This is a genomic window from Aeromonas sp. Y318-3, assembly GCF_027706185.1.
Classification (GTDB): Bacteria; Pseudomonadota; Gammaproteobacteria; order Enterobacterales; family Aeromonadaceae; genus Aeromonas; species Aeromonas veronii.
The window spans coordinates 12,063-35,679 of record NZ_JAPDCN010000018.1; the positions used below are offsets into that span (position 1 = coordinate 12,063).

Here is a 23,617-nt window from a genome sequence, read left to right on the forward strand (position 1 = left end):
AAGACCTCTTGAAGTTAATGAGTGCGGGCCTGGAGCTGGTCATCCAGCTCGCGCAGACGGTCGACCGTGCCGATATCACGCCACTCGCCAGCGAGCAGGCTGCCGCCCACCCGCCCTTGCGCCATCCAGTCACGCAGCAGGGGCGCCAGCTTGCGGGCGCCGCCCGCGAGACCGGCAAAGGCCGCCGGATCATATAGTCCGACCCCGCTGAAGGTAAACGCTGGCGTATCCACGACTCGCCCTTCTTGCAGGGCAAAATCCCCGTTCGGGTGCTGGGGCGGATTGGGCACCAGCCAAAGGTGGGCCAAATCATCGCCAAGGGGCTGACTGACCAGAGTGTGATAATCGAGATCGAGCCAGGTATCGCCGTTGATCACCAAAAAGGCTTCAGAGCCCAGCAGCGGCAGCGCCTGCACAATGCCGCCCGCGGTCTCCAGTGCGCTCTCCTCGGCTGACCAGTAGATGGTCACGCCAAGCGCACGGCCATCACCAAGGTTCTCAACCAGCTTGTGGCCAAGCCAGGCGTGGTTGATGACCAACTCGGTCACGCCAGCGGCTTTGAGTTTTTCGATGTGATGAACGATGAGCGGCTTGCCCCCCACCGCCAGTAGCGGCTTGGGCAGCAGGTCAGTCAGCGGGCGCATCCGCTCGCCACGGCCAGCGGCCAGGATCATCGCCTTCATGATTTAACTCCTGCATTGGCGATCCCCGGCAACACCACCTGCTCCAACCACTGACCAAAACGGGCCAATACCGGATAGGCACCACCATGAGTGCGACAGACATCCACCACGTAGCCGAGGGTACGGGGAATATCCTTGAGATAGCCGGACTTGCCGTCGCGATGATAGAGCCGGGTAAAGATTCCGGCCGCTTTGAGGTGGCGTTGCATGCCGGTCAGGTCGGCATCACGACGGAAACTGGCATAATCGAGCTCGCCAAGCAGACCCGCCTGTTGCAGGGTGGCAAAGCCGTGGCGCATCCCTTCATCGATCACCTCGTCCGGCCAGCGCACGTAGCAATCTTTCAGCAGGGAGACCAGGTCATAGCTCAGGGGCCCGATGACCATGTCCTGAAAATCGATGATGGCCAGCCGGCTGCTCTCGGGGGTATCCCCGCCACACACCATCAGGTTGCGACTGTGGAAATCCCGATGCATCACCCCCTGCGGCTGGGCCAGATTGCAGGCGGTGAGGCAGGCAAAGGTCTCGTCCAGCAGTTGCTGCTCTTCATGGCTCAGGCGCAGTTGCAGATGATGGCCCAGCAGCCACTCGGGGAAAATGCTGTTCTCCCGCGCCATAAAAGCCGCATCGAAGGGTTCAAGCGCCAGTTCAACTGCCCCCAGGCGGGGCAGCAAATCAATCGCCTTGCCATACCAGGCCAGCACGTTTTGCTCGTTCAGGCAGCTGATCAGCTGAGTATCGCCCAGATCGCTGACCGCCAGCAGCCCCTGTTCGTAGTCCACCGCCTTCACCTCTGGCGCCAACAGCTGACGCGCCAGCAAGGCGGCCGCGTTACGAACAAACTCATGATTCTTTTCGGTTTTCGGATTGGCATCCACCCACACCAGACCACCACCACGAGAGTAGCGGCGGAAGCTGGCATCACCGGAAATGAGGGTCAACTGAAGATTGGCATCACCGGAAATACGGCGTGCCCACTGCAATAGCAGGGAATCGCGATCGTGCATAAGTAGAGGACCAAGGTGGAAAGCAGCACTTGGCTGTTAGCCCTGGCCGCAATAATGCTTTATCATTGCCGGCTAACATAAAGCAATGACATGCAATGTCAACTCGATGAAACCTGTCGTAAAATGCATGCCTTGGATCAACCGTATCTATCACGGATTGCACGAGTCTTTCACATGACAAAATGGACACTGGGGTACCGCTATCCCATCGCCCTGACTATCAGCCTGGCCCCCGCACTCACCCCTATGATGGTGCAGGCGGCCCCGTTCGAAGCGCCGCCAGCCACCGGCATTCTCGATAGTCTCTGCTATGACTATGTTCCCAAGATAGAGAAGCCTGCATCGGATCAGGATGCCAACGCACAGCCGGTCGAGGTTGATGCTGACCGTCTCGAGGCCAAACAGGGCGGCACCGCCGTCTATGAAGGTGACGTCAAGGTTCGTCAGGGTGTTCGCAAGTTTGACTCCGACTATGCCCAGCTCGACCAGAAGAGCCGGGATGTCATCGCCATCGGCAACATCTATTACAACGACGGTCAGGTGACCGTCACCAGCGACAAGACCCTCAAATCCAACCTGGATACCAAGAACTCCGAACTGGAAGAGGGCAAGTATCAGGTGCATGGCTCACCGGTGCGCGGCTTTGCCAAGCGCGTGGTGATGACCAACAACAACCAGAACATCACCATGGAGGGGGCCCAGTACACCACCTGTCCCCCCGGTCAGGAAGTGTGGACCCTCAAGGCGGGCAGTATCGACATCGACCAGAAAGAGGTGTTCGGCGAAGCCTGGAACGCCAGTCTCTGGCTTTACGACTATCCGGTGTTCTACTTCCCCTATATCAACTTCCCCATCAAGGATGAGCGGAAGACCGGTCTGCTCTACCCGGGCTACAAGCAGAGCTCCAGCAACGGCATGGATATCACCCAGCCCTTCTACTGGAACATTGCCCCCAACTATGATGCCACCATCACCTCCCGTTTTATGGACAAACGTGGCCTGATGGAGCAGGTGGAGTTTCGCTACATGCCGGACCCCGCCCACACCGGCACCCTCTATTTTGAAAATCTGGCGGATGACAAGCAGTACAGCCCGAGCAATCCGAGTCTGGCTGGCTTGTCCGATGGCCATCGCTACCTGATGAACGTCCGTCACGGCTCCGCCCTGATGGATGGCAGCCTGCGTTTTGGTATCGACTACACCCAGGTGCGCGACAAGGACTACAACTACTTCAACGACTTCAGCCCGCAAGTGGGCACTCAGGTCGACAGTCAGTTGCAGCAATCCTTTACCGCCGGCTACTACCAGCACAACTGGAACCTCACCTCCGAGGTGCGCCGCTACCAGATCCTGAGCCCATATGCGTTGCTGCCCCACGAGATGCTGCCGCGTATCGACTACAACTACTATCAGCAAGGCAAGTGGTTCGATCTGGCCTGGAACAGTGAACTGACCAAGTTTGGCTATGACAGTGGCAGTGCCGCCACTCTGCAAGCAGGTGAGCGCTATACCGCCACCCGCCTGCATCTGGCGCCAACCCTGACCGTGCCCCTGGTGGATGCACCGGGTTACTACCTGACCAGTCAGTACAAGCTGATGTTTACCTCCTACAACCAGGAGGTACCCGATAATCTGGTTAGCCAGGACCGCAGCCGCTTCACCGATGCAGACAGCAAACAGCTGACCCTGAAAGAGGGCACCATTACCCGTACTCTGCCCTCCTTCCGCCTCAAGGGGGGCGTCAACTTCGATCGGCCGCTCGACTGGTATGATGGCAAGGGCACCCAAACCTTGGAACCCGAGTTCCAGTACCTCTATATCCCTTACAAAAATCAGGACGAGATCGGGATCTACGACTCCACCACCACCCGTCAGGACTACTACAGCCTGTTCAGTGACCGCCGCTTTGCCGGTCTCGACCGCATCAGCGATGCCAATCGGGTCACCGTTGGCCTGACCAGCCGGGTCTATGACAATGTGGGTGATGAACGGTTGCGTCTGGCGGTGGCCCAGGCCTTCGAAATGACACCACCCAAGGTGCGCCTCTACCCTTCAAATCCGGAAAGCACCAACGCCCGCTCCCTGCTCTCGTTCGAGGGGGATGCCCGGATCACCGATGAGTGGTTTGCCCACGCGGGGACCCAATACGATACCTCCGAGGGTGAATTTACGGCTGGCAACGGTGCAGTCGAGTACCGGACCGGCAAGCTGACCACTCAGGTCAACTATCGCTACATCAAGGATGGCAACCTGGACTATCGCTATCCGACCAACACGGCACTGGCAGAAGATCTGAGCCAGGCGGGTCTGGTGATGATGGCGCCGATCGCCGATCAGTGGCAGATGTATGGCGGTTACTACCGTGACATCAAGCAGGATGTGAACATTGACCGCAAGATCGGTGTCAAATACGACTCCTGCTGCTGGAGCATCAACATGAGCCTGGAGTGGCACAATCAGCCGGACAACGTCACCCTGAAGCCCACTTCGGAAAAAGTCATTGGTCTGCAGTTTGAAATGAAGGGACTTGGCAGCGTGGGTACCGGTGGCCGCAGCGTCACCCTGGATACCGAGCTGTTGCCCTATGTTCGCCCGTTTAATCTGAAAGGCCAGCAATGATGCTGGCCCAGCCTTGAGAGATGGATATGAAAAAGACCCTGATTGCCCTGCTGACCGCGGGAATGTTCGGTGCCATGAGCCAGGCCGCACTGGCTGCGCCCGAGCTGATGGACAAGGTGCTGGCCGTGGTCAACAAGGACGTGGTGCTGTCCAGCCAACAGGACGCACTGGTCAACAAGGTAAAACTCTCCGCTCAGGAGAGCGGCCAGTCCCTGCCTGACGATGCCACCCTGCGCAAACAGGCGCTGGACCGGCTGATCCAGGAGAGCCTGCAGCTGCAACTGGCGGAGCGCCAGGGGCTGAAGATCAGCGACACACAGCTGGAACAGGCTATTCAGGGCATCGCCGCCGACAACAAGATGACCCTGGATCAGCTGCGGGCCCAGCTCGCTCGTGAAGGGATGACCTATGCCCAATATCGGGAAGAGGTTCGCCGCGAGATCCTGATGAACGAGGTGCGCCGCAACCAGGTGCGCCGCCGTATCAACATCTCCGAGCAGGAGGTGAAGCAGGTGGTGGAGATCCTGAAGAAACAGGGTCAACAGCAGAACGAATACCACGTTGGCCATATCCAGATTGCCCTGCCGGACAACCCCACTGCCGCCCAGCTGGATGCCGCCAAGAGCAAGATCGAGCGCATTCTGACCGCCCTCAAGCAAGGTGCCGACTTCCGCAAACTGGCCATTGCCGAGAGTAACGGTCCCAAGGCGCTGGAAGGGGGCGACTGGGGCTGGATGAGCCCGCAAGAGATGCCGACCCTGATGGCGGAAGCGGTACAGGGTGCCAAGAAGGGCGACATCGTCGGCCCGCTGCGCTCCGGTGCCGGCCTGCACATCGTCAAGGTGTTCGACACCAAGGGTCAGCAGCAAGTGATGCAGACCGAGGTGAAGGCCCGTCATATCCTGATCAAGCCCTCCATCATCCTGAGCGAAGAGAAAGCCAAAGGGATGCTGGATGGCATTCTGCACGACATCAAGAGCGGCAAGGCAAGCTTCGCCAGCATGGCGGAGAAGTACTCCGAAGATCCGGGCTCTGCGGTGCAGGGTGGCGAACTGGGCTGGTCTGATCCCAACGTCTATGTCCCCGAGTTCCGCGACATGGTCAACCGTCTGCAACCGGGCCAGATCAGTGCCCCGTTCCGTACCAGCCATGGCTGGCACATCGTGCAGGTGGAAGATCGCCGCAGCCAGGATGCGACCGACAAGGCTCAGGAGCAGCGCGCCTACCAGCTGATCTACAACCGTCGCTTCGTGGAAGAGTCCCAGGCGTGGCTGGATGAGCTGCGTGACGAAGCCTACATCCAGATCGAAGGAGCCGGTAGCTGATGAGCTGCCGTCGCCTTGCCGTTACCCCGGGCGAACCGGCCGGGATCGGCCCGGATCTGGTGCTGCAGATTGCCCAGCAGGATTGGCCCCACCAGTTGGTGGTGATCGCCGATCCGACGCTGCTGCGCGAGCGGGCAACCCTGCTTGGGCTGCCCATCGAGCTTGAGCCCTACGATGCCTCCGCCCCTGCCCGCCCCCAGCGGGCGGGCACCCTGACCGTCTGTCCGGTCTCCCTCGGCGCCCCCGTGGTACCGGGCGAGCTGAACGAAGGCAATGGCGCCTATGTACTGGCTACCCTGCAGCGTGCCTGCGATGGCAACATGAGCGGCGAATTTGCAGCCGTGGTGACCGGGCCGGTGCACAAGGGGATCATCAACCAGGCCGGGGTCTCGTTCAGCGGCCACACCGAGTTCTTTGCCCAGCAATCCAACACTGCAGATGTGGTGATGATGCTGGCAACCGAGGGGCTGCGGGTCGCACTGGCGACCACCCATATTCCGCTGGCCTATGTGGCGATGGCCATCACCGAGGATCGCCTCGGCAAGGTGATCCGGATCCTCAATGAGGATCTCGCCACCAAGTTTGGCATCGCCAAACCCCGTATTTACGTCTGCGGCCTCAACCCCCACGCCGGGGAAGGTGGCCATCTCGGACGTGAAGAGATTGACGTGATCGAACCCGCCCTGGCCACCCTGCGCCAGGAAGGGATCGATCTGGTCGGCCCGTTGCCGGCCGACACCCTGTTCCAGGAGAAATACCTCAAGGATGCGGATGCGGTACTCGCCATGTACCACGACCAGGGGCTGCCAGTGCTCAAATACAAGGGCTTCGGCAGTTCGGTCAATATCACCCTGGGGCTTCCCTTCATCCGCACTTCGGTGGATCACGGCACCGCGCTGGATCTGGCAGGCAAGGGCCTGGCCGATCCGGGCAGCCTTGTCACCGCGATTAACCACGCCATCAAGATGGTAGAGAAAAAAAGATATGAGCAGTAAGGTGCACATGGGCCACACGGCCCGTAAGCGTTTCGGTCAGAACTTCTTGCACGACCGGTATGTGATCGATCAGATCGTCGCCGCCATCAACCCGCAGCCGGGTCAGAATCTGGTGGAGATCGGTCCGGGTCTGGCCGCGCTGACCGAGCCGGTCGCCGCCCAGATGGACAAAATGACCGTGGTCGAGCTTGACCGGGACCTGGCAGCTCGCCTGCGCGAGCACCCGACCCTCAAAGACAAGCTGACCGTCATCGAAGCGGATGCCATGCGTTTCGACTTCGGCACCCTGATGGGTGAAGGCAAGGGGCCGCTGCGCATCTTCGGCAACCTGCCCTACAACATCTCCACCCCGCTCATCTTCCACCTGTGCGAATTTGCCGACCGGGTTGAAGACATGCACTTCATGCTGCAAAAGGAAGTGGTCCTGCGTCTGGCAGCAGGCCCGGGCAGCAAGGCTTATGGCCGCCTGAGCGTGATGACCCAGTACTACTGCCAGGTAGTGCCTGTGCTGGAAGTGGGCCCGGGTGCCTTCAAACCGGCGCCAAAGGTGGACTCTGCCGTAGTTCGCCTGATCCCGCACAAGAATCCGACCATAGTCGCAAAAGACATTCGTTGTCTGAATCGCGTCTGTACCGAGGGCTTTGGCCAGCGTCGCAAGACCATCCGCAACAGCTTCTCCAACTTCATCACCGACGCCCAGCTGACCGAGCTTGGTATCGATGGCAACCTGCGCCCGGAGAATCTCTCCCTCGAGCAGTTTGTCATGATCGCCAACTGGCTGGCGGATCAGCAACAGGCCTGATCCTGTGGCACTTCCGCACATCGAGATCCGCCCATACCCCGTGTATGTGGCGGGTTCCAAAGACCCTTACCAGTTTCACTATCTGATCGAGATTGAGAATCTGGGGCCCGGCCCGGTGCAACTGCTGCATCGGCGCTGGCTCATCACCGATGCCAATGGCAAGATGCTGGAAGTGGCAGGCCCGGGCGTGGTCGGGGAACAACCCGTCATTGCCGAAGGTGAGACCTACCGCTACCAGAGCGGCGTGCCGTTGGCGACCCCGCTTGGGGTGATGGAAGGGAGCTATACCCTGCAAGATGGCTCTGGTCAGCAGTTCGAGGCGCACATCGCCCCCTTCACGCTGGCCATCCCCAATATTATCAACTGAGGTTTCATGGCGAACTGTTTTGTCGGTGACATCCAGGGCTGTTACGACGACTTGCGCCGTCTGCTGGATCTTGCCGCGTTCGATCCCGAAAATGACGTGCTCTGGCTCTGCGGCGATCTGGTCGCCCGCGGCCCGGACTCCCTCAATACCCTGCGTTTTGTCAAAGGGCTGGGCAACCGTGCCGTCACCGTGCTCGGCAACCACGACCTGCACCTGCTGGCGGTCGCCGATGGCGTTGCACCGCTCAAGAAGAAAGACAAGCTGCAAAGCCTGATGGATGCCCCGGATCGGGATGAACTGCTGGAGTGGCTGCGCCACCGCCCGCTACTGGCCGAACATCCGGATCTGCCCATCATGATGGTGCATGCCGGGATCTCCCCCGCATGGGATGTCCGCACCGCGCGCAACTGCGCCCGCGAGGTAGAGAGCCTGCTGCGCGGTGACCAATACAGCTGGCTGCTGCACAACATGTATGGCGACCAGCCCGATGGCTGGAAAGATGATCTGGTCGGGATCGACCGCTACCGCTACATCATCAACACCTTCACCCGGATGCGCTTCTGCTATTTCGACGGTCGTCTCGACTTCAAATGCAAGAAGGGGCCCAAGGAGTCGACCCCGGGGCTGCGTCCCTGGTTCGAACAGCGCGAACACCACGTGGATGACCCCATTCTGGTGTTCGGCCACTGGGCGGCCCTGATGGGCAACACCGGCAAGAGCGATATCAAGGCGCTCGATACCGGCTGCGTCTGGGGCAACAGCCTCACCCTGTGGCGCTACGAAGATGATGCCCTGATCGCCACCCCCTGCCCGGTTCACGCCAGCTAGGGGGGACGCAGCAATCTGGCGGTCGCTGCCGCACGGATTGCCACAACCCGCTCCAATAACAAAGCCCGGCAATCTGCCGGGCTTGCTGTTTAGGTTCCCTGTTTTCCGGCGAATGAAGTTACAACTTGCGCCCCAGCCGCTTCTCGATCTGGCGCCGCTCCCACTCCGGGCCAAACAGTTTGAAGGGCTGAAACACCCGAACAGCATGGGACGCCAACCCCAGTCCCCACCCCAGCGCCGGCCACCAGGCCCAGATGTACTCCGGATTGCTCAGGTAGTTGATGACAAACAGCCCGCAGATCACCACCACGTAGCTGGCAACATGGTGATAGAAGCCCTTGAGCGCCTCCACATAGCGCATTGCCGCCCGCTCCTTTGCCGATACCTGCACCGCATCCTGCCCCATAGTGTCACTTCCTCTCATCTCGCGCTCCTGTTGCTCTGACCCATCCAGTTGAGCCACATCGAGTTCAAAGACGGCGGCCAGGGCCTTGAGAGATTCCAGTCCGGGTTGCTGCCCCTGCTCGATCCGCTGGATAGTGCGGACACTCAAACCAGTCAACGTTGCCAACTGATCCTGAGACCAACCCCGTTGCAATCTCAACTTCCTGACGATCATCTCGAACTCCTTGTGGTAATTGACAGGGCCAGCATAGGGCTTACGCCGCGAAAGGTGACACGACAGATAGCCGACATACATCTGACAGTCCTTTAAAATCAGATGTTTAAGATTTTGATCTTGTCAGCCAGCCGCTCGTTCCCCCAGAGATTGCACAAACCGTAACAGATAACCATCGGGATCCTGCAGCAAAAATTCGCGCTGCCCGGCCAGCATCTCGCCCACTGGATACCAGACCTCAGTGGGCTGCCGGAAAAGTGCAATCTCGGCGGCCTGCAATCGGTCGAGTAGCGGCTGGATCTCGGTCAGCTCCATCTGCAGATTGATCCCCCTACCGAACGGTGGCTCCAGCGCCCCGACCTGCCAACCCGCCGGATGTACCTGCTCCAGCATCAGTTGTACCTGTTGCTGTTCAAGATAAGCAAAAGGAGGGTCATCGCGCCGATAGCGGACCGAGAAGCCCAACAAACCGGTATAGAAAACCAGAGATCGAGCCAGATCGGTAACCGACAGCTCCGGTACCATGGGATTCCAATACACCTCATCCACCGCGACAGTAGGGTTCGTCATGGCTTACAGGCTCTGCATCAGCTCGGCGGCAATTTCAAAGGAGCGCAGCCGGGCCTGATGATCGACGATGGGCCCATTGAACATCAGCTCATCGGCGCGGGTTTCCGCCAGCAGCGCCTTGAGGCCATGACGAACCTGCTCCGGGTTGCCCACTAGCGAGCGGGCCAAGGTCTGCTCCATCGCAATCAGCTCACGGGGCGCCCACTCGTCGCCAAGCTGGACGACCGGCGCGGGCAGCTTGCCCGCATCACCGCGATGAAGGCGCAAGAACTGCTGCTGCACGGTAGTGAACTGGAAGCGGGCCTCCCGCTCGCTGTCGGCGGCGATCATGTTGATGCAGACCACCGCATGGGGCTTGGGCCAGCGCGCAGAGGGGCGATACTGGCTGCGGTAGATCTCCAGCGCCTGCAGCAGCATGGCGGGCGCGAAATGGGAGGCAAAACCGAACGGCAAGCCCATCACCGCCGCCAGTTGCGCGCTGTAAAGGCTGGAACCCAGCAGCCAGATAGGCAGATGCAGCCCCTGGCCGGGCACCGCCTGCACGGCGCCAATATCGTCGCCAAAGTAGCTCATCAGCTCACGCACATCGGCTGGGAAATCATCCACCTCGCCACTGCGCATACGTCGCAGCGCCCGCATGGTGCGCTGATCAGTACCGGGGGCGCGACCAAGGCCCAAATCGATGCGGTCGGGATAGAGCGAAGCCAAGGTGCCAAACTGCTCGGCAATCACCAGCGGCGAGTGGTTCGGCAGCATGATGCCACCCGCCCCGATCCGCAGAGTGGTGGTGGCTTCGGCCAGATGACCGATCAGCACCGAGGTGGCGGCACTGGCAATGCCCGGCATGTTGTGATGTTCGGCCAGCCAGTAGCGCTGGTAACCCCAACCCTCGGCATGGCAGGCAAGATCCCGCGAACGGTGAAATGACTCGGCAGGCACGGAACCTTCGGCAACAGGCACCAGATCGAGCACGGAATAGGGGATGGCAGACATGGGTCACTCCATTGATTTACAGGCCAGTAACAAGTGGGGCAATGTAGCACGGGATACCTGAATGAATCACTATCTCCTGCCACACTCTGCCTGCCAAGTGGCAGCAATCGAACGGAACAAATCTCAGGCAAGTATTGTTTGAATGCTCATCCTGCTGGCCGCGCAAGCCCGGGGGTGGATCATATTTTCTTACATTTGCGGGCTGGCCTGAGCGCCCCCGGCTGGTTATAACGGTGCCCCTATAGCGAAGGGGGAGCAATAGACTCCCCCTCACTCTTTGTCACACCACACTGTTCAGGTTATCTATGTCAAAACATCTCGTTCTGATGGGGGCGCTGACGCTCTCCGGCTGCGCCCTGTTGTCTCCCCCCGCCCCCACCGTCACCCCGCTGCACCTTGCCGATACCAGCCAGCGCGGCTTCTACATCGAGTGCAGCAGCATGAAAGCCTGCTTCCAGCAGGCCAACCAGACCTGCCCGCAAGGTTACAAGGAAACCGACCGCCGCCAGCAGACGCTCTACAGCACCCAGTATCTGGGGGGAAGCTATGACAAGGAGAAGAAAATCTACCAAGCTGCCAAGCCCTATAGCATCGCCAACACAATCCACTCGCTGACCATCCAGTGTCCCGTCACTACAGGCTGAGCCAACCGAAGGGGTACTCTCTCCCGTTACTGCGAAAAAGAAAACGGTCAACCGAGGTTGACCGTTTTTCACTGCGCTGCGCCCTTAGAACAGCAGGTGTGCCACCCCGGCAATAACCGGCAAGGTAACCAGAGTGCGCAGCAGGAAGATAACGAACAGCTCCCACAACTTGACCGGGATCTTGCTGCCCAGCAGCAGGGCGCCCACTTCCGACATATAGATCAGCTGGGTTACCGACATGGCGGCAATCACGAAGCGGGTCATGTCACTCTCGATGGTCGAGGCCAGCACCGCCGGAATGAACATGTCGGCAAAACCGACCATGATGGTCTTGGAAGCCGCTTCTGCCTCCGGCAGTTGCAGCAGCTCCAGCAAGGGGACAAACGGGGCGCCAAGCCAGTTGAAGATAGGGGTATGTTCGGCCAGCATCAGGGCGCAGGTACCGATCGCCATCACCACCGGCAGCACGCCAAACACCATATCCAGTGCATTCTTCACCCCTTCCCGCGCGACGGCGCCGAGATCAGTCATGCTGTCAGCCTTGGTCAGGGCACGCTCGAAACCATAGCTCATCACGCTGTGCTGGTGCGGCACTGCTTCCTGCTTGCGGCACAGGGGGGTGCCATCGGCATAGATGTCCTTCTTCCAGCAGAGCGGTGGCAGACGCGGCACCACGATGGCCGCAACCACGCCCGCCAGACAGACGGTCAGGTAGAAGGGAACGAACATGTGCTCCAGCTTCACCTGGGAGATCACCACCAGACAGAAGGTGATGGAGACCGCAGAGAAAGTGGTGCCAATCACCGCGGCTTCACGCTGGGTATAGAACTTCCCTTCGTACTGCTTGCTGGTCAGCAGGATGCCAACGCTGCCATCGCCAAGCCAGGAGGCAAAGCAGTCCACAGCCGAACGACCCGGCAACCGGAACACCGGACGCATGATGCGGGTCATCATGGTGCCGACAAATTCCAGCAGTCCGAAATCGAGCAGCAACGGCAGCAGCAGGCCGGCAAAAATGAAGACCGAGAACAGCACCGGCAGCAGATCGTTGAGCACCAGTCCACCGGTTGCGCCGGAGTAAAGCACCTCTGGCCCCACCTGGAAGAAGGTCAGCAGCACGAAGATACCGCCCAATACCCGCACGCAGGCCCAGAAAGGGGAGACATTGAACAAGCTGTTGAGGAAAGGACGACGCACCAGAATCGCTGGCTTGAACAGCCAGGCAATCAGCGTCATCAGCATGGTGGTGGTGATCACCGCACTGACCATGGCGACCAGATAATCGGCAAAAACGCGCTGTACCAGCTTGGCCAGCACGGCCACCGGGATGGTGACGTTACCGTCATAGACGACTGGCGTCATGAACAGCAGGATCCCGATAAGTGACGGAACCAGAAACATCAACAAATTACGGCGAGTATTGACCGCAGGTGCTTCGAGACTCTTTTCCAACATGATATGACTGCCCTAATGTTACTTTTCCCTAGCCCGGCCAACCTGCGTATTCATGCATTAACCGGCAAAACGGGCGCAAGAATACTCTAAAAAAATGCACAAACAAGCCCTTAAGGCAGAAATCTGCGCATAAATATTTCCACAGGTAAACCTTTCATCAAAACAATAAGATACAGCGGCGCATATCGATTCAATCGCCATCGCCAGATAATTGTTTCGTTATTGTTAATTTTGGTGGGCAGTATAATCGGTTATCAGTAGCAGGCAATAAGTGACATCACAAATATACCTAATGAGTTGCTGCTCGATAGACATAAAAAAACCGGAGCCTGTTCAGGCTCCGGTTTTCAATGAGAGTGACGGGGATCAGTCACGGACGTAGATGACTTCAACGCCATCATCTTCGTCGTCATCCCAATCGTCATCATCAAGCCCTTCATCGAAGGCAAGAGAGGCAGCCAGTGCTTCCGCTTCAGCCTTGGCCAGCTGGTTCTTGTGGTAGTCGTCCCACTTGAACTCCACCTTCTCGATGGCATCTTTGGCATCTTCCGCCAGCTGACGGGGCATGGTATCCAGCAGATCCAGAATGTCGTAGCAGACCTTCTTGGTGCCTTCCTTGCTGATGGCAGTGATGGCATAGACCGGACCTTCGTGGTTCAGGGCCGCCTTGACGCGATCCATCACCTCCTGGGCTTCCTCTTCCAGAATCAGGTCCATCTTGTTGAACACCAACCAGCGCGGCTTGCCAGCCAGTTCCGGGCTGTACTTCTCCAGCTCCTTGACGATGGTCACGGCATTTTCAGCAGGATCGGAGCCATCAACCGGGCTGATATCCACCAGGTGGATCAGCACGCGGCAACGCTCGAGGTGTTTCAGGAAGCGGATACCCAGGCCTGCGCCTTCGGCAGCGCCTTCGATCAGACCCGGGATATCGGCGATCACGAAGGAGCGGGAGTTCTCACCACGCACCACACCCAAGTTCGGTACCAGGGTAGTGAAGGGGTAATCAGCCACTTTCGGGCGAGCCGCAGAAACGGCGCGAATAAAGGTAGACTTGCCGGCGTTGGGCAGACCCAGCATGCCGACATCGGCCAGCAGCAGCAGCTCCAGCTTCAGGGTACGCACTTCACCCGGAGTACCGTTACTCTTCTGGCGGGGAGCACGGTTGACGGAGCTCTTGAAGCGGGTGTTGCCCAGACCGTGGAAACCACCTTTGGCAACCAGCAGCTTCTGCTCGTGGTGGGTCAGGTCCCCCAGCAGTTCACCGGTATCTTCATCGGTCGCACGGGTACCGACCGGCACACGCAGGATCTTGTCCTTGCCGCGGCGACCGGTACAGTTGGCGCTCTGGCCATTCTCACCGCGCTCGGCAGCATGGAAACGCTCGAAACGGTAGTCGATCAGGGTATTGAGGTTCTCGTCGGCGATCAGATATACGTCACCACCGTCACCGCCGTCACCGCCGTCCGGACCACCGTTGGGAATATATTTTTCACGGCGAAAGCTTACACAACCGTTACCACCGTCACCGGCATCGACTCGAATCTGGACTTCATCAACAAACTTCATAGGTAACCGTCACCTTAATTCGAAAAACCGATACGCAATTATAGTGGTACAGACCCCTGCGGGCGATACGCATCTTGCCAATCATGCCCGTCAGAGCCAAAGTCAGCTGCGTTCCGTTTTTTCGTCAACGACATCAGAAAGACGTCAGAAAAACAAAAGCCCCGCCTGTTGGCGGGGCTTCGGATCCTTGCGGTCCGTAATTACTCAGCAACGATGCTAACGTACTTACGATTCAGCGGACCTTTAACTTCGAACAGGATTTTACCAGTCGCGGTAGCGAACAGGGTGTGATCCTTGCCCAGACCAACGTTGGTGCCAGCGTGGAACTTGGTACCACGTTGACGAACGATGATGCTGCCAGCCAGAACTGTTTCGCCGCCGAAACGCTTCACGCCCAGGCGTTTAGCTTCAGAATCGCGACCGTTGCGGGATGAACCGCCAGCTTTTTTGTGTGCCATTTATCGGACTCCTCTAATTAAGCGCTGATGCCAGTGATTTTGACTTCAGTGAACCACTGACGGTGGCCCGCTTGCTTACGATGGTGCTTACGACGACGGAACTTGACGATAGTCACTTTCTCGCCACGGCCGTGAGCCACAACTTCAGCTACAACCTTGCCACCTTCAACGAAAGGAGCACCTACTTTAAAAGTGTCGCCTGCAGCAACCATCAGAACTTCGTTGAAGTCGATGGTAGCGCCAGTCTCAACGTTCAGCTTTTCCAGACGAACGATTTGACCTTCGGCCACACGGTGTTGTTTTCCGCCGCTTTGGAATACCGCGTACATTTGATTAACTCCGTAAAGGCATGTCTTTTGCTCAAGGCTAGACATGCGCAAAAACCTATAACAATGGGCGGGCATTCTACGCAAATCGATCTGCTCAGGCAAGGCCAATTTAGCAAAAAGTTTATTTTGTGCGCATATCTGCCGCCGTGGATAAACGCCTAACTGTAACCCATTGTGAAATCGTGTAGAATCCCTGCCATTACTAAAATCGCAGTTATTGCTGCTGTCACGTTACGAGACTTATGGACCAACAGACTATCCGTGCGCTCTGTGCCGCCGACATGACGGCGGTCAATGAACTGATCCTGGCCCGACTCCAGTCCGACGTTAGTCTGATTAATCAGCTGGGTTTCTACATTGTCAGCGCCGGCGGGAAACGGATGCGCCCCATGCTGACCGTGATGGCTGCGCGTGCGCTGGGCTATGAGGGTGAGGATCACCTGAAACTGGCCGCCATCATCGAATTCATTCACACCTCTACCCTGCTGCATGACGACGTGGTCGACGAATCCGACCTGCGCCGCGGCCGGGAGACCGCCAACGCCATGTTTGGCAATGCCGCCAGCGTGCTGGTCGGTGACTACCTCTATAGCCGCTCCTTTCAGATGATGGCCGAACTCTCCAACCTGCGGGTGATGGAGATCCTCTCGGATGCCACCAACACCATCGCCGAAGGGGAAGTGTTGCAGCTGATGAACTGCAACGATCCGGATACCACCGAAGAGAGCTACATGACGGTCATCTACTGCAAGACCGCCAAGCTGTTCGAGGCCGCCACTCGCCTTGCAGCCGTGCTGACTCATCAGCCCGAGCCCGTCGAGCAGGCCATGACCGATTACGGCAAGTATCTGGGCACCGCGTTCCAAATCATCGATGACGTGATGGACTACTGCTCCCAGAGCGAAGAGATGGGCAAGAACGTCGGCGACGATCTGGCCGAAGGCAAACCGACCCTGCCGCTGCTGCGCGCCATGGAAGTGGGCACGCAGGAAGAGCGCCAGCTGGTGCGCGATGCCATCGAGCACCGCAACGGCATGGAGCATCTTGAGCAGATCCTCGGCATTCTCGACCGCACTGGCGCGCTGGAGTACTCGCGCATGCGTGCCAGGCAAGAGGCCGACAAGGCCATTGCCGCCCTCGCCATTCTGCCGGACTCCCCGCACAAGCTCGCGCTGGAAACACTGGCCCACATGGCCGTGCAGCGCAGTGCCTGAGTAAACGACATGCATGAAAAAAGAGGCCGTTGGCCTCTTTTTTATTGTCTGCTATCTGCTGGACAGTGCATTGCGCCAGACTCAGCGACTCAGCATCCAAAGGATCACGCTACCCGCCACCACTAGCGAACCGCCGATACGGCGCAACTGCTCCGGTGGCTGATCGCTCAGCAGCCGTAACATCTGCTGCCATGCCCTGGGCATCAACAACGGGCCGAGCCCCTCGAACAACAACAGCAATCCCAACCCCATCAGCATGGATGTCAGCATCCGACCTCCTTCAATGCAACCAGCCCCCTAGGTTTACGGCTGGCGTTGGCACCAAAAACAAAAGGGTCTGACAATGCAGACCCTTTGAATGTGACCTCGTGGCGATTACTGCTTGGTGCCGTGAGGAGACTTGAGGTAACGGAAGAACTCGCTGTCCGGCTTGAGCACCATCAGGTCGTTGCCACCGGCAAAGCTCTTGCGATAGGCCTCCATGCTACGCACGAAGCTGAAAAACTCGGGGTCTTTCTTGTAGCTGTCGGCATAGATCTTGGCGGCTTCCGCATCCCCTTCACCGCGCAGCTGGCGAGCGTTACTCTCGGCGTCGGCGATCATGACGGTCACCTTGCGGTCGATATCGGCACGCAGGATTTCAGCCTTCTCGCGACCCTGAGAGCGGTGCTCACGGGCGACTGCGGTACGTTCGGCACGCATCCGCTGGTAGATGGAGTTGGAGACTTCCACCGGCAGGTTGATCTGCTTGATCCGCACATCCACCACCTTGATACCGAGCTCGGAGGAGCGCGCCATCTTCTTCAGGGCATCTTCCATCACGGTACTGCGCTCACCGGAGACGATGTCCTTGATGGTACGGTTACCAATCTCGGAACGCAGACCGTTGTTGATCTTGCGCTTGAGCAGATCTTCAGCCTGCAGCTTGTTGCCACCACCGGTTGCCAGGTAGTACTTGGAGAAGTCCTCAATCTTCCACTTCACGTAGGAGTCGATGATCAGGTCTTTCTTCTCGGAGGTGACAAAACGGTCGGCCTGGCTGTCAATGGTCTGGATGCGGGCATCCATCTTGCGAACCTGGTCGATGAGCGGCACCTTGAAGTGCAGGCCCGGCTCATAGAGGCGGGGTTCACCGGAGTCAACCCGCTTCACCTTGCCAAACTGCACCACAATCCCCTTCTGACCTTCATCAACGATAAAGACAGAGGAGAAGCAGACCATGGCCGCGACAGCGATTGCACCAATAGCTAGCTTTTTCATCTATCAGTTTCTCCCTGAGCTGAAGCGGTCACCGCTACGCAGCGGCATTGTCGGGGTAGAGTTGGCACCCTCGTTGGAAACGGGGACCTGCTCTGTGACCGGGGCGGCAGTAGCACGATCAGACTGGGTTACCTTCGGCTTGCCAGACAGCTTGTCAAGCGGCAGGTAGATCATGCTGTTGTTGCCAGCCGGCATGTCGACCACCACCTTGTTAGCCTGCTGATAGAGCTCTTCCATGGTTTCCAGATAGATACGCTCACGGGTCAGCTCGGGGGCAGCCAGATACTGGGGCAGCAGCTCGTTGAAGCGAGCAACTTCACCCTGGGCTTTCAACACGATCTGGGATTTGTAAGCTTCCGCTTCCTGCTCCAGACGCTTCACCTGACCACGGGCCTTGGGCTCCACTTCACGGGCATAGGCTTCTGCTTCACGAATGAAGCGCTGTTCATCTTCCTGAGCGGAGATGGCGTCATCAAAGGCGTCTTTCACCTCTTCCGGCGGACGCGCCGGCAGGAAGTTGACGTCGACGATCTGCAGACCCATCTGGTAAGGCTCGATGATGCCATCGATCACCTGCCAGGTCTCCTGACGCACCTTCTCACGACCGGTAGTCAGGACGTCATCCATCCGGGTATGACCCACCACGTAGCGCAGGGCGCTATCGGTGGCCTGACCCAGACTCTCGTCGGCATTGGTCACGCTGAACAGATACTGCTCGGGATTGACCACACGGTATTGCACGTCCATCTCGACCCGTACCACGTTCTCATCCTGAGTCAGCATGAAACCGGAGGCAGGCAGGGAACGCACGGACTCGACGTCCACCGGGATCACCTGATCGATAAAGGTCGGCTTCCAGCGCAGGCCCGGCTCGACAATATGGGAAAACTTGCCAAACCGCAGCACGGCACCACGCTCCGCTTCGCGAATGGTGTAGAAGCCGCTGACGACCCACACCACCACAGCCACAACCAACGCGATGGAGATACCAAAGCGACCTACATCGCCGCCAGATTTGCCGCCACCAAACAAGCCACCGAAACGGCGACTCACTTTGCGCAGCATTTCATCCAGATCAGGGGGTCCCTGATTCTTGCCGTTATTCCCCCAAGGGTCACGGTCTTTGCCGTTGTTACCAGGCTCATTCCAAGCCATCAGCGTCTCCATTAATACATGCGGATGGATATCATCTCTATCGGGCCGTCATACGTCGCGAAGCCCCTAAGGGTTCATCTTCATCAACGAATCAATGCCTGATAAAGCGTTGTAAACTCTCACCTTCCTGTTTCACGAGGCGGTTCCAGTCGGCCACTTGCAAGCGGACTTCCAGCACGAAATCACCCTCCTCGCTAAAACCTTCCTGCTCAATCCCTTTCAGCTGATAGAGCGCACTGCGCAATCTCGCGGCAGAAGGAGGCAACTGCAGGGTGTGATGCACCATGGAGCCAGCCAGCAATTCGGTCAGCGCCGTAAACAGATGCTCACAACCTTCACCAGTCTGGGCCGACAACCAGACGCGCAACGGGCGCCCCTCGTCATCTCGCTCCAGACCTGCCGGACGATCCGCCAGCTTGTCGATCTTGTTGCAGATCATCAGCTGGGGTCGGTCATCGGCTTCAATCTCGGCCAATACCTGCTGCACGGAGTCGATATTCTCCTGCATCTGCTCATCGGCACAGTCCACCACATGCAGCAGCAGATCCGCTTCACGGGTCTCCTGCAGGGTCGCCTTGAAGGCCGCGACCAGATCATGGGGCAAGTGCCGAATAAATCCAACTGTATCCGCCAAAATCACATCACCCACATCCCGGATCACCAGTTTACGCAGGGTGGGATCCAGAGTTGCGAACAATTGGTCGGCAGCATACACGCTGGCAGCTGTAAGTTGGTTGAACAAAGTGGACTTTCCGGCGTTGGTATAACCAACCAGTGACACCGTCGGCACTTCGTTGCGGTTGCGGGCGCGGCGTCCCTGCTCCCGCTGCTTGGCCACCTTGTCGAGCCGACGCAAAATCGCCTTGATGCGTTCGCGCAGCAGACGTCGGTCAGTTTCAAGCTGGGTTTCACCCGGGCCACGCAGACCGATCCCGCCCTTTTGACGCTCAAGGTGGGTCCAGCCTCGCACCAGACGAGTGGAAAGATGGCGCAACTGGGCCAGTTCGACCTGCAGTTTACCTTCATGGGTACGGGCGCGCTGGGCAAAGATATCGAGGATCAGGCCGGTTCGGTCCACCACCCGGCACTGGAACAGACGCTCCAGGTTGCGCTCCTGGGCGGGGGTCAGGGCATGGTTGAAGATCACCACGTCCGCCGCCAGCATCTGGACTTGGGACGCGATCTCTTCAGCCTTGCCACTGCCGACAAAAAATTTGGCACTGGGCGCGCTGCGACTGGTGGTAATTACCCCCAGCGCATTGACTCCGGCCGAGCTCACCAACATCTTGAGCTCTTCCAGATCCTCCCGCTCACCCTCATCACTGAAGTTGACATGCACCAGAACGGCCTGTTCGCCAGCTTCATAACGGTCAAACAAGCGCTTGCTCCTTAACAGGAATCATGATGAATCTGAGTTGGCGAGTCGACTCGCCCAGGGATATCACGCCTCGGCATCACCCTGTTCATCAGCCGCGCCACCCGGAGTGGGCTGGTGATGATTGACGGCACGGGCCGGTACCACGGTAGAGATGGCGTGCTTGTAGACCATCTGGCTCACGGTGTTCTTCAGCAAAATGACAAACTGGTCAAACGATTCGATCTGACCCTGCAGTTTGATGCCGTTTACCAAATAGATAGAAACAGGAATCCGCTCACGGCGCAGCGCATTCAAAAACGGGTCTTGGAGAGATTGCCCCTTAGCCATCTTCTTTTCCTTATAGTTTGTTGTTTTTAAACACCGGATATCAATATAACAACCTGATTATACAGGAGTGTCAAGCCACTCCGGCACGGGCGACGACCCTTGCCAGATTGCCAGACTCACCAGATTCCAACCAGGTCACATCAGACCAACCGCGCAACCAGGTCATTTGACGCTTGGCCAACTGGCGGGTGGCAACAATTCCGCGATAGCGCATCTCATCATACTCCACTTCCCCCGCCAGGTAGTCCCACATTTGGCGATAACCCACACAGCGAATGGAGGGGAGATCCGGGTGCAGATCGCCGCGCGCCATCAGTGCACGAACCTCCTGTTCAAAGCCACCTTGCAGCATCTTGTCAAAGCGCTGTTCGATACGCTGATGCAGCACAGCACGATCGCTCGGGGCGATGGCAAACTGCAGCACCCGATAGGGCAAGCCCTCCCCCTGCACCTGCGTCAGCTCGGTAAGGGTCTTGCCGCTGATGCGGTAGACCTCCAGCGCCCGGGAGAGCCGCTGCGGGTCATTGGGGTGGATCCGCGCCCCGGCCACAGGGTCAATGCGCACCAGCTCGTCATGCAGCGCCTGCCAACCGAGGCGGGCTGCCTCTTCCTCAATCCCGGCACGAATGGCGGGATCGGCGGAGGGCAGCGGGGACAATCCCTCCAGCAGCGCCTTAAAATAGAGCATGGTGCCGCCCACCAGCAGCGGAATGCGGCCACGGTCGGCGATCTCTTTCATCTCCCGCAGCGCATCCTTGCAAAAATCGGCAGCCGAATAGCTCATGGCGGGGTCAAGAATGTCGATCAGCCGGTGCGGGGCACGTGCCAGTTCATCGGCGGTCGGCTTGGCCGTACCTATATCCATGCCGCGATAGATCAGCGCCGAATCGACGCTGATGATGTCGCAAGGCAATGCCTGGCACAGTTCAATGGCGAGATCCGTCTTGCCGGAGGCCGTCGGCCCCATCAGAAAAATTGCGGTCGGCAAGTCACTCGCCATGTTCAAACTCCTCCAGCACGGTCGCCAGCGAAAGGGGGCGCACCATGCGAATGTCTGCCAGTTGGTCACTGAAATCGGTCACAAGTTCCGTCAGCAGACGACTGGCAGTTGAAAAATCGTATATCTTCTCGCGGCTTATCCCCTGCTCCACCAGCCATTGGCATAATACTTCAGCCTGCTGACCAGCATCACTGTCAGATCCGCCCTCGATAATTTGCAGCAATTCGGGTAACAGACGCACCAGATCGGTCTGGCGCAGCAGAGCCGGCACCCGAGTCAGGATCATGGTGTCGCGTCCCCCACTTTTCAACTCAAGCCCCATCCGTTTCAGCAAACGTTCCTGCTCGGTCACCAGCGCGATCAAATTCTTCGGCAGCTTGAAGGAGACCGGCAGCAACAGCGGCTGGGCCGCCAGCCCCTGACCCCAGGTCTCCAGCAGCCAGTGGCGCAGCAGCACCCGCTCGGCGCGTACCAGCGAGAGCAGCGCCAGCTGATTATCCCGCTCGATCAACAGGTAGGCCTGCTCCACCAGTGTCAGGGCGCGACATCCCCCCTGTTTGGGTGACGGCACTGTGTCGGTGGACTGTGCGGGAGCAGCCTCAGTCGCAGTTGCGATAGGCAGCGTAGTGAGCAGAGCGTCCATGCCGCGCATCGCCTCCCGGCTTGGGGGCTCGGGCGGTTGATAATTGCTGGCTCGGCCAGCCCCACCGCTCCCCTCCCGCACCTGTGCAGGTGCCCGGTAGCTGTGCTCGGCACCGTACCATTCGGGACGTGGCGCCTGACCGGGATATTCAATCTGCGGACTGACCGGCAACTCGACCAGGGTTTCGGCCAGCGGCACATCCTGATGAGCGGCGCTGACTCCTTCGCGGCGCAGCGCAGTAAACAGCGCCTGAAAGATAAAGTCGTGGATCAGTCGCGCCTGATGGAAGCGCACCTCATGCTTGGCCGGGTGGACGTTGACATCCACCTGACGGGGATCCAGCTCGATATAGAGCACATAAGCGGCGAAGCGGTCGGGAGGCAGCAGCTCGTCATAGGCCTGACGAATGGCGTGGTTGATGAGCTTGTCGCGCATCATCCGGCCGTTGACATAGGTGTATTGCAGATCGTTTTGTGGTCTTGCCCCCTCCGGAGTCGCCAACCAGCCCCACAACCGCACGTCGCTATGCTCGCTCTCCACCGCCAGCGCATGGTGCATGAAGGGGGTGCCGCAAACGGCGGCGAGGCGACGCTCCTGCTCCGGCACGGTATTGGCGGCCTTGTACTGGCGCACCACCTTGCCATTGTGGCGCAGGATCAGGGTGGCATCGAAGCGGGAGAGCGCGATGCGGCGCACCAGCTCGTCGATATGGGCAAACTCGGTCTTTTCGCTGCGCATGAACTTGCGCCGCGCGGGGGTATTGAAGAAGAGATCCACCACCTCCACCGTGGTGCCCACCGGATGGGCCGCCGGCTTGATGGTGACGCTCATCTCCCGCCCTTCCGCCTGGGCTTGCCAGGCTTCGGACTGATCTGCAGTACGGGAGGTGAAGGTGAGACGGGAGACCGAGCTGATGGAGGCGAGCGCCTCGCCACGAAAACCCAGGCTGTTGATCCCTTCCAGATCGTCCAGTGTGGCCACCTTGGAGGTCGCATGACGCGACAACGCCAGCACCAGCTCATCTTTGGCGACGCCACAGCCGTTGTCACGGATGCGGATCAGCTTGGCGCCCCCCTTGTCGATGTCGATCTCGACCCTGTCGGCCCCCGCATCCAGGCTGTTCTCCACCAGCTCTTTCACCACAGAAGAGGGCCGCTCCACCACCTCTCCGGCTGCAATCTGGTTGGCCAGAATGGGTGGCAAAATACGGATCGGCATCATTTACTCCTGAATTTCAATCTTGCAGATAGAGAGCCGTTCCACTACCTCTCCACCAACCGGAATCTGGTTGACCAGAATAGGGGGCGATATACGGATCGGCATCATTTACTCCTGAATTTCAATCTTGCGGATAGAGAGCCGTTCCACCACCTCTCC

24 protein-coding genes are annotated in these 23,617 nt (G+C 58.8%); 8 read left to right on the top strand and 16 right to left on the bottom strand.

Annotation, left to right across the window (positions count from 1 at the left end):
* Window positions 1-14 precede the first annotated feature (14 nt).
* Window positions 15-683 carry an N-acetylmuramate alpha-1-phosphate uridylyltransferase MurU gene (murU, locus tag OKB77_RS19825; RefSeq protein WP_265776348.1) on the bottom strand — a complete coding sequence of 223 codons (669 nt, stop codon included), beginning with the start codon at window positions 681-683 and terminating at the stop codon, window positions 15-17.
* Complete coding sequence (locus OKB77_RS19830; protein ID WP_265776347.1) at window positions 680-1,690, bottom strand: aminoglycoside phosphotransferase family protein; 1,011 nt, start codon at window positions 1,688-1,690, stop codon at window positions 680-682. Before OKB77_RS19830 ends, murU begins: the two co-directional genes overlap by 4 nt.
* 174 nt (window positions 1,691-1,864) lie before the next feature.
* Here OKB77_RS19830 and lptD point away from each other — a divergent pair, with 174 nt between their 5' ends.
* Genes lptD through OKB77_RS19860 form a run of 6 tightly spaced genes read left to right on the top strand, consistent with a single transcriptional unit; the run spans window position 1,865 to window position 8,626 of the window.
* Window positions 1,865-4,309: an LPS assembly protein LptD gene (gene lptD, locus OKB77_RS19835; protein WP_005358345.1), complete on the top strand. Its 2,445-nt coding sequence runs from the start codon at window positions 1,865-1,867 to the stop codon at window positions 4,307-4,309.
* 26 nt (window positions 4,310-4,335) lie between these two features.
* A complete protein-coding gene (gene surA / locus OKB77_RS19840; protein ID WP_069526625.1) occupies window positions 4,336-5,634 on the top strand; it encodes a peptidylprolyl isomerase SurA in 1,299 nt (432 codons plus the stop codon).
* Window positions 5,634-6,629, top strand: a complete 996-nt coding sequence (gene pdxA / locus OKB77_RS19845) for a 4-hydroxythreonine-4-phosphate dehydrogenase PdxA (protein ID WP_150390304.1) — start codon at window positions 5,634-5,636, stop codon at window positions 6,627-6,629. Before surA ends, pdxA begins: the two co-directional genes overlap by 1 nt.
* Window positions 6,619-7,431 carry a 16S rRNA (adenine(1518)-N(6)/adenine(1519)-N(6))-dimethyltransferase RsmA gene (rsmA, locus tag OKB77_RS19850; RefSeq protein ID WP_005339016.1) on the top strand — a complete coding sequence of 271 codons (813 nt, stop codon included), beginning with the start codon at window positions 6,619-6,621 and terminating at the stop codon, window positions 7,429-7,431. The genes pdxA and rsmA overlap by 11 nt, the downstream gene beginning before the upstream one ends.
* Before the next feature lie 4 nt (window positions 7,432-7,435).
* Window positions 7,436-7,798, top strand: a complete 363-nt coding sequence (gene apaG, locus OKB77_RS19855) for a Co2+/Mg2+ efflux protein ApaG (protein WP_100654475.1) — start codon at window positions 7,436-7,438, stop codon at window positions 7,796-7,798.
* A 6-nt stretch (window positions 7,799-7,804) separates the two neighbouring features.
* Window positions 7,805-8,626, top strand: a complete 822-nt coding sequence (locus OKB77_RS19860; protein ID WP_005358331.1) for a symmetrical bis(5'-nucleosyl)-tetraphosphatase — start codon at window positions 7,805-7,807, stop codon at window positions 8,624-8,626.
* Between the two features lie 118 nt (window positions 8,627-8,744).
* Here the strand turns inward: OKB77_RS19860 and OKB77_RS19865 are convergent, their stop codons facing one another.
* The 3 genes from OKB77_RS19865 to OKB77_RS19875 form a co-directional block, all read right to left on the bottom strand.
* On the bottom strand, window positions 8,745-9,245 hold the full coding sequence (locus tag OKB77_RS19865) for a 2TM domain-containing protein (RefSeq protein ID WP_100646706.1): 501 nt from the start codon (window positions 9,243-9,245) through the stop codon (window positions 8,745-8,747).
* A 123-nt stretch (window positions 9,246-9,368) separates the two neighbouring features.
* A complete protein-coding gene (locus OKB77_RS19870) occupies window positions 9,369-9,815 on the bottom strand; it encodes a bleomycin resistance protein (protein ID WP_190973212.1) in 447 nt (148 codons plus the stop codon).
* Window positions 9,816-9,818: 3 nt separating this feature from the next.
* Window positions 9,819-10,808 (bottom strand): luciferase-like monooxygenase, encoded by a 990-nt coding sequence (locus tag OKB77_RS19875; RefSeq protein WP_150390301.1) that lies wholly within the window; start codon window positions 10,806-10,808, stop codon window positions 9,819-9,821.
* Between the two features lie 305 nt (window positions 10,809-11,113).
* Here OKB77_RS19875 and OKB77_RS19880 point away from each other — a divergent pair, with 305 nt between their 5' ends.
* Window positions 11,114-11,452 (top strand): hypothetical protein, encoded by a 339-nt coding sequence (locus OKB77_RS19880; protein ID WP_064338714.1) that lies wholly within the window; start codon window positions 11,114-11,116, stop codon window positions 11,450-11,452.
* An 84-nt stretch (window positions 11,453-11,536) separates the two neighbouring features.
* Here OKB77_RS19880 and OKB77_RS19885 read toward each other — a convergent pair whose 3' ends face one another.
* The 4 genes from OKB77_RS19885 to rplU form a co-directional block, all read right to left on the bottom strand.
* The gene (locus OKB77_RS19885) at window positions 11,537-12,907 is read right to left on the bottom strand and encodes a YjiH family protein (protein WP_064338715.1); all 1,371 of its coding nucleotides are present in this window, start codon (window positions 12,905-12,907) and stop codon (window positions 11,537-11,539) included.
* Between the two features lie 366 nt (window positions 12,908-13,273).
* The gene (cgtA, locus tag OKB77_RS19890) at window positions 13,274-14,476 is read right to left on the bottom strand and encodes an Obg family GTPase CgtA (RefSeq protein WP_064338716.1); all 1,203 of its coding nucleotides are present in this window, start codon (window positions 14,474-14,476) and stop codon (window positions 13,274-13,276) included.
* Window positions 14,477-14,676: 200 nt separating this feature from the next.
* Window positions 14,677-14,934, bottom strand: coding sequence for a 50S ribosomal protein L27 (gene rpmA, locus OKB77_RS19895; protein ID WP_005339028.1), 258 nt, complete (start codon window positions 14,932-14,934; stop codon window positions 14,677-14,679).
* Between the two features lie 17 nt (window positions 14,935-14,951).
* The gene (rplU, locus tag OKB77_RS19900; protein WP_005304210.1) at window positions 14,952-15,263 is read right to left on the bottom strand and encodes a 50S ribosomal protein L21; all 312 of its coding nucleotides are present in this window, start codon (window positions 15,261-15,263) and stop codon (window positions 14,952-14,954) included.
* Between the two features lie 242 nt (window positions 15,264-15,505).
* Between rplU and ispB the strand changes: the two genes are divergently transcribed.
* Entirely contained in the window at window positions 15,506-16,477 is a 972-nt protein-coding gene (gene ispB, locus OKB77_RS19905; RefSeq protein WP_265776346.1) for an octaprenyl diphosphate synthase, read from the top strand.
* 81 nt (window positions 16,478-16,558) lie between these two features.
* Here ispB and OKB77_RS19910 read toward each other — a convergent pair whose 3' ends face one another.
* The 7 genes from OKB77_RS19910 to mutL form a co-directional block, all read right to left on the bottom strand.
* Complete coding sequence (locus OKB77_RS19910; protein ID WP_005339036.1) at window positions 16,559-16,747, bottom strand: DUF2065 domain-containing protein; 189 nt, start codon at window positions 16,745-16,747, stop codon at window positions 16,559-16,561.
* Between the two features lie 105 nt (window positions 16,748-16,852).
* Entirely contained in the window at window positions 16,853-17,737 is an 885-nt protein-coding gene (gene hflC, locus OKB77_RS19915) for a protease modulator HflC (RefSeq protein ID WP_005339038.1), read from the bottom strand.
* 3 nt (window positions 17,738-17,740) lie between these two features.
* On the bottom strand, window positions 17,741-18,892 hold the full coding sequence (gene hflK / locus OKB77_RS19920) for an FtsH protease activity modulator HflK (protein WP_005341060.1): 1,152 nt from the start codon (window positions 18,890-18,892) through the stop codon (window positions 17,741-17,743).
* Between the two features lie 91 nt (window positions 18,893-18,983).
* Window positions 18,984-20,270: a ribosome rescue GTPase HflX gene (gene hflX / locus OKB77_RS19925; RefSeq protein ID WP_236563159.1), complete on the bottom strand. Its 1,287-nt coding sequence runs from the start codon at window positions 20,268-20,270 to the stop codon at window positions 18,984-18,986.
* A 63-nt stretch (window positions 20,271-20,333) separates the two neighbouring features.
* Entirely contained in the window at window positions 20,334-20,597 is a 264-nt protein-coding gene (gene hfq / locus OKB77_RS19930; protein WP_005339045.1) for an RNA chaperone Hfq, read from the bottom strand.
* Window positions 20,598-20,667: 70 nt separating this feature from the next.
* A complete protein-coding gene (miaA, locus tag OKB77_RS19935; RefSeq protein ID WP_265776345.1) occupies window positions 20,668-21,597 on the bottom strand; it encodes a tRNA (adenosine(37)-N6)-dimethylallyltransferase MiaA in 930 nt (309 codons plus the stop codon).
* Window positions 21,587-23,458, bottom strand: coding sequence for a DNA mismatch repair endonuclease MutL (mutL, locus tag OKB77_RS19940; RefSeq protein ID WP_270818281.1), 1,872 nt, complete (start codon window positions 23,456-23,458; stop codon window positions 21,587-21,589). Before mutL ends, miaA begins: the two co-directional genes overlap by 11 nt.
* Window positions 23,459-23,617 lie beyond the last annotated feature (159 nt).

Bases quoted from the DNA above. Each gene is read 5' to 3' on its own strand.
- murU (WP_265776348.1), bottom strand. From the start codon at position 683: ATGAAGGCGATGATCCTGGCCGCTGGCCGTGGCGAGCGGATGCGCCCG.
- OKB77_RS19830 (WP_265776347.1), bottom strand. From the start codon at position 1,690: ATGCACGATCGCGATTCCCTGCTATTGCAGTGGGCACGCCGTATTTCC.
- lptD (WP_005358345.1), top strand. From the start codon at position 1,865: ATGACAAAATGGACACTGGGGTACCGCTATCCCATCGCCCTGACTATC.
- surA (WP_069526625.1), top strand. From the start codon at position 4,336: ATGAAAAAGACCCTGATTGCCCTGCTGACCGCGGGAATGTTCGGTGCC.
- pdxA (WP_150390304.1), top strand. From the start codon at position 5,634: ATGAGCTGCCGTCGCCTTGCCGTTACCCCGGGCGAACCGGCCGGGATC.
- rsmA (WP_005339016.1), top strand. From the start codon at position 6,619: ATGAGCAGTAAGGTGCACATGGGCCACACGGCCCGTAAGCGTTTCGGT.
- OKB77_RS19860 (WP_005358331.1), top strand. From the start codon at position 7,805: ATGGCGAACTGTTTTGTCGGTGACATCCAGGGCTGTTACGACGACTTG.
- OKB77_RS19865 (WP_100646706.1), bottom strand. From the start codon at position 9,245: ATGATCGTCAGGAAGTTGAGATTGCAACGGGGTTGGTCTCAGGATCAG.
- OKB77_RS19870 (WP_190973212.1), bottom strand. From the start codon at position 9,815: ATGACGAACCCTACTGTCGCGGTGGATGAGGTGTATTGGAATCCCATG.
- OKB77_RS19875 (WP_150390301.1), bottom strand. From the start codon at position 10,808: ATGTCTGCCATCCCCTATTCCGTGCTCGATCTGGTGCCTGTTGCCGAA.
- OKB77_RS19880 (WP_064338714.1), top strand. From the start codon at position 11,114: ATGTCAAAACATCTCGTTCTGATGGGGGCGCTGACGCTCTCCGGCTGC.
- OKB77_RS19885 (WP_064338715.1), bottom strand. From the start codon at position 12,907: ATGTTGGAAAAGAGTCTCGAAGCACCTGCGGTCAATACTCGCCGTAAT.
- cgtA (WP_064338716.1), bottom strand. From the start codon at position 14,476: ATGAAGTTTGTTGATGAAGTCCAGATTCGAGTCGATGCCGGTGACGGT.
- rpmA (WP_005339028.1), bottom strand. From the start codon at position 14,934: ATGGCACACAAAAAAGCTGGCGGTTCATCCCGCAACGGTCGCGATTCT.
- rplU (WP_005304210.1), bottom strand. From the start codon at position 15,263: ATGTACGCGGTATTCCAAAGCGGCGGAAAACAACACCGTGTGGCCGAA.
- ispB (WP_265776346.1), top strand. From the start codon at position 15,506: ATGGACCAACAGACTATCCGTGCGCTCTGTGCCGCCGACATGACGGCG.
- OKB77_RS19910 (WP_005339036.1), bottom strand. From the start codon at position 16,747: ATGCTGACATCCATGCTGATGGGGTTGGGATTGCTGTTGTTGTTCGAG.
- hflC (WP_005339038.1), bottom strand. From the start codon at position 17,737: ATGAAAAAGCTAGCTATTGGTGCAATCGCTGTCGCGGCCATGGTCTGC.
- hflK (WP_005341060.1), bottom strand. From the start codon at position 18,892: ATGGCTTGGAATGAGCCTGGTAACAACGGCAAAGACCGTGACCCTTGG.
- hfq (WP_005339045.1), bottom strand. From the start codon at position 20,597: ATGGCTAAGGGGCAATCTCTCCAAGACCCGTTTTTGAATGCGCTGCGC.
- miaA (WP_265776345.1), bottom strand. From the start codon at position 21,597: ATGGCGAGTGACTTGCCGACCGCAATTTTTCTGATGGGGCCGACGGCC.
- mutL (WP_270818281.1), bottom strand. From the start codon at position 23,458: ATGCCGATCCGTATTTTGCCACCCATTCTGGCCAACCAGATTGCAGCC.